Raw genomic sequence first — 13991 nt, 5'->3', positions numbered from 1 at the left:
TTGATAGTTTTCATTCAAGGGTGTTTGCACTAACTCAATCATTATTTATTGATCTTGATCAATTAAATGACTGTTAAAAATTCGCCTGAAAAGATTTCAGCGATTTTAAAAATAAACTTATCAATAAAATGACGCTTTCAGAGGTTCTCCGGCCGCTAACAAACTACTACGGAAACTATTACTCTTTCACCAGCGCCTGCAGACCTGCCCCCTGTTCTTGCCCTGCAACATCTCATTTCCTGATCAAAAAGCGGAGAAACCTCTTCATTGCCATATTCCGGCTAAATAATCCCGGTTTTAGCATTTGTGATCGCCGTCGGTCTTCACTGAGAATGACAACAGAACGTGACGAGGATGATAAAAGCACTGAAGCCCGCAGCTTCGCTGGCTTCCGGTGCGGACAACAGATCGCGATAACTTTTCCCTCTGGGGGGAACATTTTAATTATCAGGAGAAAGGTTCCAGTGAAATATATAAAAGGAATGCCCCTTTTTGCCCTCGCGCTCAGTGCGCACGCCAGTTTTGCAGCCGAACCGTCAGTGCCTGCTGAAAGCAGCTTACATGTCAAAGCCGATCCGGCGCTGAAAAGCCTGATACCCGCGGATATCCTTAAGCGTGGCTATATTGTGGCGGGTACTAACCCGAATACGCCGCCCACCACCTTCTATAAAGAAGACAACAAAACGCTGGCGGGTCGTGAAATCGACATCATGAATGCGGTCGGTGAGCGTCTGGGCATCACCGTTCAGTGGCGCGACACCGGCGGCTTCGACAATATTATTCCTGGCCTGAAGACCGGACGTTACGACGTGGCGCTGTCAAACATCAATGCCACGCCGACCCGCCTGAAACAGATCGACTTTGTCGGTTACTACAATGCCAGCCTGCTGGGCATTATTTCCCGCAAAGACGCTAATATCGCCCCCTTTAAATCACTCAGCGATGTGTGTGGCAAAGAGGTGGGCGCTGGCTCCGGTACGACTCAGGTGACGCGGCTGGAAGAGGCCAGCAAAGCCTGTGAAGCCGCCGGTAAACAACCGATCAAGGTAGCGATATTCCCGGATCGTCCGGCGGGCGTGCAGGCTGTAGTCAGCGGTCGCGTTCCCTTGTTCCTCGGTCCTTATGAAGGACTGCTGTGGCAGACCAAAGTGATCAAACCGCTGACCATGAGCGGTGAAATCACCGTGAATGATGCACCGGTCTCGGTCGCGTTCCCGAAAGACTCGCCGCTGGAGCCAGCCGTACAGGCGGCACTGAATTCGTTAATCAAAGATGGCAGCTACCGGAAAATCCTCGATAACTGGGGAATCGGTTTTGGTGCCGTGACCGAAGCCCGACGCAACGAAGAGATCTTTAAATGAGAGAAACTCCGGACCACACCGACGACCTGAAAATCGTCGGTAAACGCTACTATGGTCGCTGGCTGAGTGCGCTGGTGGTGCTGTTATGCGTGGTGGCGATGGCGCATTCGATGATTAACAATCCGCGCTTTGAATGGCAGGTGATTGCAGAGAACTTCACTGCGCCCTCTATTCTGCAGGGTGTGTTAATGACGCTGCAGCTCACGGCCATCTCGGTGGTGCTGGGATTCGCTTTTGGCACGGTGCTGGCGCTGATGCGCCTCTCTTCTAACCCGGTGCTGGTGGCGGTTAGCTGGGCGTATACCTGGTTTTTCCGCGGTGTGCCGATGCTGGTGCAGCTGTTTCTCTGGTACAACATCGCCGCGCTCTATCCCCGAATCGCGCTGTCGATCCCAGGATTAGGCGAACTCTGGAGCGCGCAGTCTAATGCGCTGGTGAGTCCATTTAGTGCGGCGGTGATCGCGCTGGTGATGCATCAGTCCGCCTACGCCGCAGAAATTGTGCGCGCCGGTATCCAGAGCGTGGGTAATGGACAGATAGAAGCGGCTCGCGCCCTGGGATATCGCCCGGCGCAGATTTTCCGTCACACCGTCTTACCGCAGGCGATGCGCGCCATTATGCCGCCAGCGGGTAATGAGATTATTGGTCAGCTGAAAACCACCGCAGTGGTGTCGGTGATTTCTCTGCAGGATGTGCTGTTTTCGGCGCAGATTATTTATCAGCGCACCTATGAAGTAATCCCGCTGCTGCTGGTCGCAACCTTGTGGTATCTGCTGATGACCTCCGTGCTCTCTGTCGGCCAGTACTATGTCGAGCGCTACTTTGGTCGCGGTGTGGCGCGGCGAGAAAAGCGCAGCCTGCTGTCATCGTTACCGCGCTTTTCGCTGCCGAAAACGCAAAGGAGCGTGAGCAATGGCTGAAGCAATCGCGCTACGCAAAGTCACCAAGCGCTTCTCCGGCGTCACCATTCTCGACGAGGTTAATCTCGATATTCCTGCCGGATCGGTGACCGTAATTCTGGGGCCATCGGGTTCCGGTAAATCCACGCTGCTGCGCTGTATTAATCATCTTGAAAAACTGGATGGCGGCACGATCCGCATCGGCGGCCAGATGGTGGGATATCAGCAAAAAGGCCAGGCGCTGCACGAACTTAACAACAGCGCTATTGCACGCCAGCGGGCAGAAATTGGCATGGTGTTTCAGCAGTTCAACCTGTTTCCACACCGCACCGTACTGCAGAACATTACGGATGCACCGATGCGGGTAAAAAAGCAGAGCCGTCATCAGGCCACGACCAAAGCGCTGGCGCTGCTGAAGCTGGTGGGGCTGTCTGGCCGCGAAGATGAGTGGCCGCAGAACCTCTCTGGTGGTCAGCAGCAGCGGGTGGCCATTGCCCGCGCGCTGGCGATGGATCCCAGCGTCATGCTGTTTGATGAACCGACCTCGGCACTTGACCCGGAGCTGGTAGGGGAAGTGCTGCAGGTGATTAAGCAGCTGGCGCACTCCGGTATCACTATGGTGGTGGTCACGCATGAGATCGGCTTTGCCCGCGAGGTTGCCGACAACATCGTATTTATGGAGAGCGGCAGAATTGTCGCAGCGGGTCCGACGCAGCAGGTCCTCGACAATCCGGACAACGGACGTGTCAGAAACTTTATTGCAACGGTGCTTTAGGCACCGTTTTTTTCTGTAACCAGGAATCAGCATGACCCAGAAACCGGTAATGCACAGCGCCCACTGGGGCGCTTTTCACGTCCAGCACAGGGACGATCAACTGCTGATTGAGCCGTTCCACCGCGATCCCGATCCCAGCCCGCTGTTGCAAAACTTCCGTCATGCACTCAATCATCCGGCGCGTGTCGCGCAGCCGATGATACGGCGTGGCTGGCTGGAAAACGGGCCAGGCCCGGATCAGCGTCGTGGTGCTGATGAGTATGTCGCGGTCAGCTGGGAAGAGGCCAGTCAGCGGGTGGCGCAGGAACTCAAGCGGGTTGGTGAAGCATACGGCCCGGAAGGCATCTTTGGCGGATCGTACGGCTGGTCAAGCGCAGGCCGTTTTCATCATGCGCAAAGCCAGGTGCACCGATTTCTGAACACCACGCTGGGCGGTTATGTCCGTTCGGTCAACAGCTACAGTTCCGGCGCGGCATCTGTCCTGCTGCCACACATTGTCGGTGATATGAACGAGATCGCCCGACGCGGCGTGAGCTGGGAGGAGATCGCCGCGCACAGCGAGGTGGTGCTGGCGTTTGGCGGCCTGGCGCTGAAAAATGCGCAGGTGGCCAGCGGCGGCCTGAGCGAACACACCGAGCGCGGTTTTATGCAGCGAGCGGCACAGCGCGGTACCCGGTTTATCTCAGTGAGCCCGCTGAAAAGCGATCTGCCTGAAGAGGCGCAGGGCGAGTGGCTGGCGCTGCGGCCCGGCACGGATGCGGCGTTTATGCTGGGTCTGCTGGCGGTGCTGATTGCGGAAGCGTTAACCGACGAGGCGTTTCTGGCGCGCTACTGTGTCGGCTGGCCGCAGATGGTCGCTTACATTCGCGGTGAAGAGGATGGCGTAGTCCGTGACGCGCACTGGGCGGCTGAAATCTGCGGCGTCAGCAGCGATCTGATCGGTCAGTTTGCACGGCAGTTGCACGGTAAGCGCGTACTGGTGACCGTGGCTCATGCTTTGCAGCGTGCCGAGCATGGCGAACAGCCAGTGTGGCTCGGCCTGGTGCTGGCGGCGGCGCTCGGACAGCCAGGGCTGCCCGGCGGTGGATATACGTATGCACTGGGCGCGCTGGGCCATTATGGCAAGCATCATAATCTGGTCAGCTTTCCGGCCCTGCCGCAGGGTAAAAATGGCATTGACCGCTTTATTCCGGTGGCGCGTATCGCCGACATGCTGCTCAATCCCGGCACAAAGTTTGACTATAATGGCCGCCAGCTGACCTATCCCCATATTCGTCTGGCTTACTGGGCGGGAGGTAATCCGTTTCACCATCACCAGGATCTGGCCCGGCTGCGTCAGGCTTTCTGCCAGCTGGATACGCTGATCGTGCATGAAAGCGCCTGGACCGCCACGGCGCGTCATGCGGATATCGTCCTGCCCGCCACCATGACGCTGGAGCGTGAGGATATCGGCGGTTCGCCGACCGATCGCCATTTAATCGCCATGCAGCCGGTGGCGGCGCCTTACGCCGAAGCCCGGGATGATTACACGATTTTTCGTGACCTGGCCCGGCGGCTGGGCAGGGAAGCGGCATTCAGCGAAGGGCGTGATGCGCGTGGCTGGCTGCAGCATCTTTACGGCCAGCTGCAGGAAAAACTGGCCGCTCATCAGGTGCAGACACCCGATTTCAGTCAGTTCTGGCAGGAGGGCGTGCTGGAGCTGCCGCAGTTAAAGGATGGTGGGCGGATGATCAATGCGTTTCGCGCCGACCCCGACGCCGCGCCACTGCCGACGCCAGGCGGAAAAATTGAAATTTTCTCCGCCACTATCGCCAGCTTTGGCTATGAAAATTGTCCCGGCCATCCGGTATGGCGTGAACCGCAGCAAAAACCCAGTGCCGACTATCCGTTCTGGCTGATTGCCAATCAGCCCGCGACGCGTCTGCACAGCCAGCTCGATTTTGGTGATTACAGCCAGCGCAGCAAGCGGGGCGGGCGGGAAGTCTGCAGTCTGAACCGGGACGATGCGGCAGCACAGGCGATCGCGGATGGCGACATCATCGAACTCTATAACGCGCGCGGCCATGTGCTCGCCAGCGCGCGTCTCACTGACACCATCATGCCTGGCGTGGTTCAGCTGCCAACCGGTGCCTGGTACGATCCGGTCGAGCCTGCTGCCGCCCGTCCGTTATGCCGCCACGGTAATCCCAATGTGTTGACCATGGATATCGGCTCCTCGTCGCTGACGCAGGGGTGCAGCGGCCAGATTACGGTGGTGCAGGTGCGGAAGTTTGCCGGCGAGGTCACGCCGGTTCAGGCTTTCGTTCCCCCGCGCTAATGTCGGGTCAGCGCCCCGGTCAGCCTCTGCAATTCTGCCGTGGAATGCAGCGCAGTGGCAGCAAGCAGTTCTGGCGACGCATCACCCAGCGCCCGTTGAAGTTTGCTGCTCACATTTACCCCCTCCGCCAGCGAGTGCTGGCGCGTACGGCGCTGATGCAGCGTTGTGCCATCCGCGAGCGTCAGCGTAACGACGTGAAAGCGCAGCGCGGGATTGATCGCATCGGGCGGCGCACTCTCATCCGGTGTCCGTCGCACACGGGCGGCCAGCGGCATAACCTGATGATTGAGATCGCCTTCCGCAAAATCCTGCAGGCGCAAATCGCCATAAATCAGCATGGCGGCAATCACATACTCCAGGCTGAAGCGCGCTTCAATACCGTTAACCGGCACCCGTATCGAGGCAGCGATGTCACCGCCTGGCGGGAAGGCGACGGTGATATCAACAATCTGGCTCAGCAGCGCATCCAGCGGTTTACCCGCAGCCAGCCACTGCTGGCGCAGGATGCGAGCCGCTTCTGCCGCACTATGCGTACCGGCGCAGGTCGGGAAGGGTTTGAATTCCAGTCCCGGCGTGCTGATCCGCCACGGGCTGCCCCAGTTTTCCAGCACTTTCTCCGGCTGTGCCTGGCCCGCGCTGCTGGCGGCAACAAAGGCCTCAATGACCCCCTGCTGGCGGCCATCGATTCCGGCCAGGGTCAGCTGAGCCGCGGTTACGGCCCGTTCGGCGGCAAAGCCCGCGTGCAGCGGTTTCACCGCCGAACCAAACTGAGCGCGTAAACCGCTGGCCTGGGTGGCTGCTATCCCAAGGAGGGTCGCGGTAGTCTGACTCTCCATCCCCAGCAGACGCGCCAGCGCCGCAGCTGCCGCAATGGTCCCCAGCGTCGCCGTGTTGTGGTAGCCCAGTGCGTAGTGTTGCTGGCTGATCGCCAGCCCCAGACGACCGGCCATCTCTATCCCCGTGACGTAAGCATCCAGAAACGGCTCCAGGCTTCTGGGCTGAACCCGTTGGCAGGCGAAAAGTGCAGGCAGGATCACTACGCTGGGATGACCGCGAAAATCGGCATGAAAGTCGTCGTAGTCCAGCGCATGTCCCGCATAGCCCAGCAGCAGCGCCTGTGAACGCACGCTGCCGTCGCTGTAAAGGGTGCGCAGAGCCGGTAAACCGCTATCCGGTACGGTGCCCTGCAGCACCGGCCAGCTCACCGCCATAAAATCCCGGATGCCTTCGCGCGCATGCTCACGTGCCGGAGCATCCGGCTGGCTGTACAGGATCGCTTCAGCCAGCGCGGCAGTCAGGGTCATTGTGGCTGCTCCGGAGAAAGGAGTGCCGCCCGTGCCAGGTCGGCCAGATAGCGCGCCGTTGGCAGCAGCACCTCATCATTAATGCGAAAAGCAGGGTGATGCAGCGCATAGGGTTCACCGGTGCCCACCATCATAAAGGCACCGGGCAACTGTTGCTGATAGAAGGCAAAATCTTCACCAATCGGACTCGCCTCGACCACGCGTGCTTCCAGTCCGCTGCTTTCCGCCTGCTGCAAAGCAAAGTCCGCCCAGTGCGCATCATTGACTACCGAGGGTGGCCCGGCGTGCCAGGTAAAGCTCACCTGCGCATCAAAGGCCGCAGCGATACCCGCGACAATCGCCCGGAAGCGCTGCTCAAGACGCTGGCGGGTGGATGATGAAAACGAGCGCACCGTGCCCTCCAGCCAGGCGCTGTCCGGAATGACGTTCCAGGTGCTGCCGCTGTGGATCTGGGTGATAGAGACCACCGCGTTATCGGCAGAAGGGGCATTGCGGCTGATCAGCGTCTGCGCCGCCGAGACAATCTGTGCCGCGATGACAATCGGATCGTTGCCCTGATCGGGTCTGGCGGCATGGCTGCCGATACCGGTAATCGCAATTTCAAAACGGTCGACGGCGGCAGTGAGCGGCCCGGCTCTGGAACCGATGACGCCTGCGGGCAGTGAAGGATCGTTGTGAATACCGAAAATCGCCAGCGCGTCAGTTAATGCGCCGCTGGCCATCACCTCGGGCGCGCCCTGGCCGGTCTCCTCTGCCGCCTGAAACAGAATCCGCACCCGGCCCGGCAGGTTCGCTTCCTGCTGCTTTAACAGGATCGCTGCGCCCAGTGCCGCGGCGCTGTGAAAATCATGACCGCAGGCGTGCATCACGCCCGGACGCTGCGAGCGATAGCTGACGCCAGACTGCTCTTCAATCGGCAGCGCGTCGATATCGGCCCGCAGTACAATCAGCGGCCCCGCTGACGCCCCAATCTCCGCCACCAGGCCGGTTTTCAGCGGCAGATCGAGAATACGGATCTGATGCTGTTCCAGCTGCTCGCGCAGTCGGTGCGTGGTCTCAAACTCCTGATTCGACAGCTCCGGGAACTGATGCAGTTCGTGACGGAAGGCGATCAGCGATTCGCCTAATGTCGTGGGGATAGTGATGCTCATTAGGGGTTTCCTTGTGCTGCTGTCTGACGGCTCAGCCAGGCATCGTGTGCCACCGGGTCCAGTACTTTCTTCATATAAAGGGTGAGATGACCTTTACCGAGATCGTGGGTATGCATTGGCTGGAAGCCGCGCTTCAGGTACATCGCCTGCAGCCAGGGGTGACGGGTGGCTGTTCCCAGCGAGACCGCAGGGGCACGCAGCTGACCGATCAGAATCGCCTGTTCGACCCGTTCCAGCACCTGACGACCAAACTGCTGGCCGGGATAGTCAGGGTGCGCGCCGAACCAGCCAATATGCGGCAGACCAAACGGGCCGGGCAGCGGCCCCCAGGGATAGCGGACGGTCACTGACGAAACCATCTTCTCATCAGCATAGAGCGCATACACCCCGTGGCTCTGCAGGTGACGCAGGGCCATAGCGCGGTCTGCGGTGGCGGCATCAAACTTAATGCCCAGCGCTTTCACTGGCGCATAAGCCGCATGCATCAGCGCCAGATAAACATCTGTTTCATCTTCTCTGACCTGACGAAAATCGAGTTGCATATTCTTTCCCGGAACACTGCCTGATAAGCAGTTAATTAATTCAGCCAGAGGGGCAGGTTAACAGTAAAAAGCCGGGTCGCTATATGTGAAAAATAACTATCCTCATGCAGATTTGTGAATAAAGAATGGCCGGTTTTCAATTGCTTAAATTGCTGGTTGTCGTAGTATTTAAAAAAGAAATAACGCTGCTCTTTCGTTAATAAATAAATGTAATTAAAGCCTTTTTGGCCTAATTCTTATAATCAGGATGCCGCTGTGTTAGCGATTACTTCTCCGCGAGCCTATGCACATGAGACGGGCCTGCGTGCACGCGTCGGTGAGTTTATTAAACCCTACGCCAGCCATATCCGGATATTGACCTCGCCGCACGCGTGGCAGGCGGTTAATCCGGAATTAAGCCAGAGTCTTGAGGCATCGGGCATTCACTGGCAGCTGGATTATTTAGCGGGTGAATGTACTGAAGAGGCGATTGCCCGCGTAAAACAGCAAACCGAACAGCAGGGCGCAGAGTTACTGCTGGCGATTGGCGGTGGACGGGTGCTGGATGCCGCCAAAGCCGCCGCCAGCCAGTTACCGGCACTTACGCTGATTAACTTTGCTACTCAGGCAGCGACCTGTGCCGCCTGGTCACCGATTGCCATCATCTATAACGAAGCGGGCGGGCATCTGCGCAGCCAGCCTCTGGGCAAAATGCCGGAACTGTTGCTGGTAGACAGTGAGGTCATTGCCCGAAGCGACGTGCGCTTTCTGAAAGCGGGTATTGTGGATGCGCTGGCAAAATATTACGAATTCCGCCCTTACCAGCGGCATAACCCCAACGATCTGGCGCTGGATTTAAAGGTGATGACCGCGCGGCAGGCGGCAGATGTGTTTCTGCAATATGGTGAGGCCGCGCTAGCCGCCTGCCAGCAGCAGCGGGTCACACCCGAACTGGTCAAAGTCATCGATGCCAGTATCGTGCTGGCAGGGCTGGCGAACAGCGTGCGCGACGCGCTGCCGACGCCGGGGCTGGCGCATGCCATCCATAATCGTCTGACCCACCAGCCGGAACTCCATCACTGGCTTCATGGCGAAAAAGTGGGCTTCAGCCTGCTGGTGCAGTCGCTGATTGAGCATGACGGGGAACCGGATGCAGAACTGCTGGCGCTGCTGCGCTATTACGGCATGCCACTAAAGCTTCCCGCGTTGCCGGGCAATCGTGACACCGCGCTGCGTCACATCGCACAGCAGATTACATTTCCCAAAGCCTGCGCAGAACGCCTGCCGTTTACCGTCTCTGCCAGCACACTGGAACAGGCCCTGCTGGCGACCGACACCCTTCTTTAAGCGCGCTGCGGCGCGCTTTTTCATCTTTCAGACCAGGAATCGTTTATGAACTCTGCAACTTCACCACGTCGCCTGCGGCTCGGCCTGTTTGTTCAACCTGTGGGTCAGCACGTCAGTGGCTGGCGTCTGACCGAACAACTGGGCGATCCCACCGATATTGACTGGCTGATCGCCCTGGCAAAAAAAGCCGAAGCGGGTAAGTTCGACCTCTTTTTTGTGGGTGATGCCCTGGCAACCAGCATGTATCGTCTGCCGTCCACCATGGCCCGTCTTGAACCTCTGACGATGCTGGCGGCGCTGGCAGTCAATACCCGGCGCATTGGCTTGGCCGCGACGGCCTCCACCACCTTCAGCGATCCCTTTACGCTGGCGCGCAGCTTCTCATCACTGGATCACATCAGCCGGGGCCGTGCCGCGTGGAATGTGGTGACCTCGTTTTCCGCAGACGTTGCAAGAAACTTCAGCCGCAGTGATATGCCCGATCATGCTTCACGCTACGCCCGAGCGCGTGAGTTCCTCGAGGTGGCCTGTAAACTGTGGGCGGGGTGGGAAGAGGGCGCCGTGCAGCCGGATAAAGCGACCGGAAACTATTTTGTTGATGAGAAAATCCAGCCGATTAATCATCAGGGCGAACATTTTCAGGTGCAGGGTCCACTGAATATCACCCGCTCGCCGCAGGGCCGTCCGGTGATTATCGAAGCGGGTTCTTCGGCGGATGGTCAGAAGCTGGCGGCGGAGACGGCGGAAGTGATTTTTACCGCCTCTGCCAGTCTGGAGGAGGCGCAATCTTTCTATCGCGCGCAGAAGGCGCAGGTGGTGGCCGCCGGGCGCAACCCGGATCAGGTGGTGATCATGCCTGGCGTCATGCCGATTATCGGCCGCACGCGCGAAGACGCTAAGGCGCTGTGGAAAGAGCTGAATACGCTGGTGGATATTGAGAATGGGCTGCGTCAGCTCTCACTGCGGTTCAGCATGGATCTCAGTCAGTATCCGCTGGATGGCCCGGTGCCGGAGGTGCCGCTGGGCGAAGGGAACCAGAGCCGCGTTAAGCTGATGACCGATATGGCAAAACGCGAAAACCTGACGCTGCGCGAACTGGCCGCCGTCGCCGCCGGTTCACGCGGGCACCGCGTGATTGTCGGTACGGCTGAAGATATCGCCGATGATTTCCAGCTGTGGCTGGAGCAGGGCGGTGCGGATGGCTTCAACATCATGCCCGCCATCATGCCGGAACAGCTCGATCTGTTTGTGGAACTGGTGATTCCGGAACTGCGCCGTCGCGGGCTGTTTCGTGAGGAGTATGAGTTTGCCACGCTGCGTGAAAATCTGGGGCTGGACGTGATCTAAGAGCCTGGTTCACTCTCATCGCGTGGAATGTTGTCGCCTGTACCGCACGGAGTCTGCCAGAAGATGACGTGCGGTTAGTTTAACCAGCACGAAATCTTTATCGTGCCTCACGCTTTACTAAAACCATTTTGCAAATCACTGCCTGCCCGATATAACAGACATTCACTCTACTGACCGCGAGCTCACTGAATGTCAGACTACAGATTCTATTCCAGAGGCAAACACACCGTTGCATTGAAAAGATCAGACGTAAACCGGGCTTCAGATCTGACAGAGCAGGGGTATAAAAAAGAGTTTGAGGAAGTGCGTGCATCAGATGAAACAGAGGCGCTGGCACGCTTCGCGGATATCCGCAGGAACCAGCGTATCGACCAGCACAACTTTCTGGCGGGCGCAGCGACCATGCCGCTGATTGGTGTGTTAACCGCGGTGGTTGCTTTTGTTTTCTGGCGTAATAAATCGATAAAATAAGCCAGCTACAATTCAGACATATTCACGTATGACTCTTTTCATTAACCCTTTTAAAAGGATAGTCAGCTGCACAGGAGTCACCGCCCTCGTTGCTGAAAAACAAAAAAGCCCGCGATATTCATCGCGGGCTTTTTGATATCTCTGGCAGGCCATTCAGAACTGATACGAAACGCTGACGTTCACATTACGTGGCTCACCGTATACGTAACTGTTCATATAGCTGTAATACTCGCGGTCGAAGAGGTTATCGACGTTGGCCTGCACCGCGACCTGCTTATTCACCTGATAGCGGGCAAACAACGACGCCAGGGGATTACTGCCCTGATAAACCCGTACGCTGTCGCCGCTGGCATTAGTGACATCTTTAAATACCCGGTTCTGCCAGTTGATGCCGCCGCCGACAGTCAGGTCGGGGATTGCGGCCAGTTGATAACGGGTAAAAAGCTTAAATGAGGTTTGTGGCTGATAGCTGTTAAAGCGGCCACTCTGGTCACGTGCCACATAGCGGGTTGCGCCAAAGGTAAGTTGCAGATTATCATTCAGCGCACCATTCAGTTCGAACTCAGCACCTTTACTCACAGCACCTTTGGCTGCAACATAGGCCTGCTCACTGCCGCTCAGGTAGACACCATCAAGCGCCTGACCGACGTTATCCTGCTCAATGCGGAAAATCGCCACGCTGGCCGTCAGCAGTCCGTCGTTCCAGGCCGATTTCAGACCGGTTTCGTAGTTTTTTCCGGTGACAGGCGAGAGATAACTGCCATGAGTATCACGATAGGTCTGCGGCAGGAAAATGGCGGTGTAACTGCCATAGGCGGACCAGGTGTCATCGATGTCATAGACCAGCCCGGCGTAAGGCGTGGTGTTGTTTTTGGTCATCTCTCCGCTGCTGCCGTTCGTGCTCCACTGGGTATAGCGTGCGCCAACGATCAGTGACAGCGGATCGGCCAGCGAAAGACGTGCAGCACTGTACACCGATTTCTGACGAACCGTGTCATCATCGTTGAGATACCAGCCCTGCCACTCAGGCTCCGCGACGTTACCGCTCCAGTGATTATTGAAAATACCCATATCAGCAGTGGCGATCTCACGAGCCTCTGCATCGCTGAAACCATCCTGACTGTAAGCGGCATTATGCTGCCGACTGTAGTTCGCACCCGCCATTAACAGGTGCTGACGGCCCAGTAAGTCAAACGGGCCGCTGGCGAAACCATCAATGGAATCCATTTTACGCTTGCCGCGATCCATGCTGCCGTAGCCGGTGGTGCCTTCACCGCTCTCTTGGTCGGGATTGCCCATCACATAGAGAAGCTTATCGCTGAAGGTGTTTTCGGCGTGCGTGCCGTTGACATGAATATTCCAGCCGTTGTCAAAGTTATGCTCGATGTCCGCAAAGACTTTGCGCGAGTTAGTGTTGTAACGTGTCCAGTTGGCTGACGAATTCAGGCTGCGATCGTAATGTGTGGTGGCGTTGTTGCTGTAAAACATCGGCAGGCCACCCCAGGTCGGATTGCCGGTATTGTTATCTTCATAGTCGTAACCCAGTGACAGCGTGGTCTTCTCAGAGAGATCGGCATCCATCACACCGTAGATAAACTTTTGGGTTTTCTGATAGCGGTCCAGCCAGCTCTGCTGATCGGTATAGCCGGTTACCACGCGGCCACGCAGGCTGCCGTCGCCGTTCAGCGGAGAGGAGAGATCCGCCACATACCGCTGTTTATTCCAGCTGCCATAGCTGGCGCTCAGCGTACCGGTGGCGGTTTTGCTGTCGGCATGTTTACGCACCATGTTGATAGAGGCTGACGGGCTGCCCGCGCCGGTCATCAGCCCGGTTGCCCCACGCACGATCTCAATGCGGTCATAGATGGCAGTGTCAGACGCCGCATCGCCGTAATTCCAGTTATCGTTGACCGACGTCGGAATGCCATCGAAGGTGAAGTTACTGACCTTAAAGCCGCGTGAATAGTACTCGGAGCGTTCACTGTCGATCAGATTGGTGGAGATACCGGTGGCATTGGTCAGCACATCGCTAACGGATTGCAGATCCTGATCCTGCATCCGCTGCTGCGTCACCACGCTAAGGGATTGCGGCACATCGCGTGGTGTCAGCATTAGTTTAGTGCCCGCGCGGGTGGTCTGGACTGCGTAATTCTGCTTATCACTTTCACTGTTATCGGCGGGGGCCGCGCTGACTACCATATCCTGCGATGTTTCCGCAGCCGCCAGAGCGGGGTTGAGAAGGGCATGCACCGTCAGTGCCAGTAATGAAACGCTGAAAACGTTTTTGAAATCTGATTCCCTGCCACTACGAGCCATAAATTTTCCATTAAATGTTGGTATTGCGTTAAGTCATTACGCTTTGATCGTTATATTTCTCAGCCCATCACAGAAAGAGAGAAGCTGAATTAGTTGTGAGAATGCCAATGATAATCATTTGCTTTATAAATTCCCTGTGAGATTCAATTGAAGATGTAACATTATATTAATTTCAAATAAAT

At 57.2% G+C, this 13991-nt stretch carries 11 protein-coding genes; 7 read left to right on the top strand and 4 right to left on the bottom strand.

Annotated features, from left to right (window positions below):
- Positions 1-464: 464 nt before the first annotated feature.
- From NIM72_RS05300 to NIM72_RS05285, 4 genes are read left to right on the top strand one after another with little or no spacing between them, the layout of a single operon-like run.
- On the top strand, positions 465-1361 hold the full coding sequence (locus NIM72_RS05300) for an ABC transporter substrate-binding protein (protein WP_161736724.1): 897 nt from the start codon (positions 465-467) through the stop codon (positions 1359-1361).
- Positions 1358-2281 carry an amino acid ABC transporter permease gene (locus tag NIM72_RS05295; RefSeq protein WP_253419181.1) on the top strand — a complete coding sequence of 308 codons (924 nt, stop codon included), beginning with the start codon at positions 1358-1360 and terminating at the stop codon, positions 2279-2281. The genes NIM72_RS05300 and NIM72_RS05295 overlap by 4 nt, the downstream gene beginning before the upstream one ends.
- Positions 2274-3035 carry an amino acid ABC transporter ATP-binding protein gene (locus NIM72_RS05290; RefSeq protein ID WP_253419178.1) on the top strand — a complete coding sequence of 254 codons (762 nt, stop codon included), beginning with the start codon at positions 2274-2276 and terminating at the stop codon, positions 3033-3035. Before NIM72_RS05295 ends, NIM72_RS05290 begins: the two co-directional genes overlap by 8 nt.
- 31 nt (positions 3036-3066) lie before the next feature.
- Complete coding sequence (locus tag NIM72_RS05285) at positions 3067-5352, top strand: molybdopterin-dependent oxidoreductase (RefSeq protein ID WP_253419175.1); 2286 nt, start codon at positions 3067-3069, stop codon at positions 5350-5352.
- Here NIM72_RS05285 and NIM72_RS05280 read toward each other — a convergent pair.
- The 3 genes from NIM72_RS05280 to NIM72_RS05270 are packed head-to-tail and all read right to left on the bottom strand — an operon-like array spanning position 5349 to position 8349.
- Positions 5349-6656 carry an MmgE/PrpD family protein gene (locus tag NIM72_RS05280; RefSeq protein WP_253419172.1) on the bottom strand — a complete coding sequence of 436 codons (1308 nt, stop codon included), beginning with the start codon at positions 6654-6656 and terminating at the stop codon, positions 5349-5351. The genes NIM72_RS05285 and NIM72_RS05280 overlap by 4 nt on opposite strands.
- Positions 6653-7807, bottom strand: coding sequence for an amidohydrolase (locus NIM72_RS05275; protein WP_253419169.1), 1155 nt, complete (start codon positions 7805-7807; stop codon positions 6653-6655). The genes NIM72_RS05280 and NIM72_RS05275 overlap by 4 nt, the downstream gene beginning before the upstream one ends.
- The gene (locus tag NIM72_RS05270) at positions 7807-8349 is read right to left on the bottom strand and encodes a GNAT family N-acetyltransferase (RefSeq protein ID WP_253419166.1); all 543 of its coding nucleotides are present in this window, start codon (positions 8347-8349) and stop codon (positions 7807-7809) included. Before NIM72_RS05270 ends, NIM72_RS05275 begins: the two co-directional genes overlap by 1 nt.
- 255 nt (positions 8350-8604) lie before the next feature.
- On the opposite strand from NIM72_RS05270, the gene NIM72_RS05265 reads away from it, so the two are divergent.
- From NIM72_RS05265 to NIM72_RS21550, 3 genes are all read left to right on the top strand, one after another.
- Complete coding sequence (locus NIM72_RS05265) at positions 8605-9675, top strand: iron-containing alcohol dehydrogenase (RefSeq protein WP_253419163.1); 1071 nt, start codon at positions 8605-8607, stop codon at positions 9673-9675.
- A gap of 45 nt (positions 9676-9720) precedes the next feature.
- The gene (locus NIM72_RS05260) at positions 9721-11022 is read left to right on the top strand and encodes an LLM class flavin-dependent oxidoreductase (protein WP_253419160.1); all 1302 of its coding nucleotides are present in this window, start codon (positions 9721-9723) and stop codon (positions 11020-11022) included.
- 303 nt (positions 11023-11325) lie between these two features.
- Positions 11326-11493, top strand: coding sequence for a hypothetical protein (locus NIM72_RS21550; RefSeq protein WP_371876272.1), 168 nt, complete (start codon positions 11326-11328; stop codon positions 11491-11493).
- Between the two features lie 153 nt (positions 11494-11646).
- On the opposite strand, the gene fhuE is transcribed toward NIM72_RS21550, so the two are convergent.
- Positions 11647-13809, bottom strand: a complete 2163-nt coding sequence (fhuE, locus tag NIM72_RS05250) for a ferric-rhodotorulic acid/ferric-coprogen receptor FhuE (protein ID WP_253419157.1) — start codon at positions 13807-13809, stop codon at positions 11647-11649.
- Between the last annotated feature and the right edge of the window lie 182 nt (positions 13810-13991).

The organism is Pantoea sp. B550 (assembly GCF_024158165.1).
Taxonomy (GTDB): Bacteria; Pseudomonadota; Gammaproteobacteria; order Enterobacterales; family Enterobacteriaceae; genus Pantoea; species Pantoea alfalfae.
This window is presented reverse-complemented; position numbering and strand designations above follow the sequence as displayed.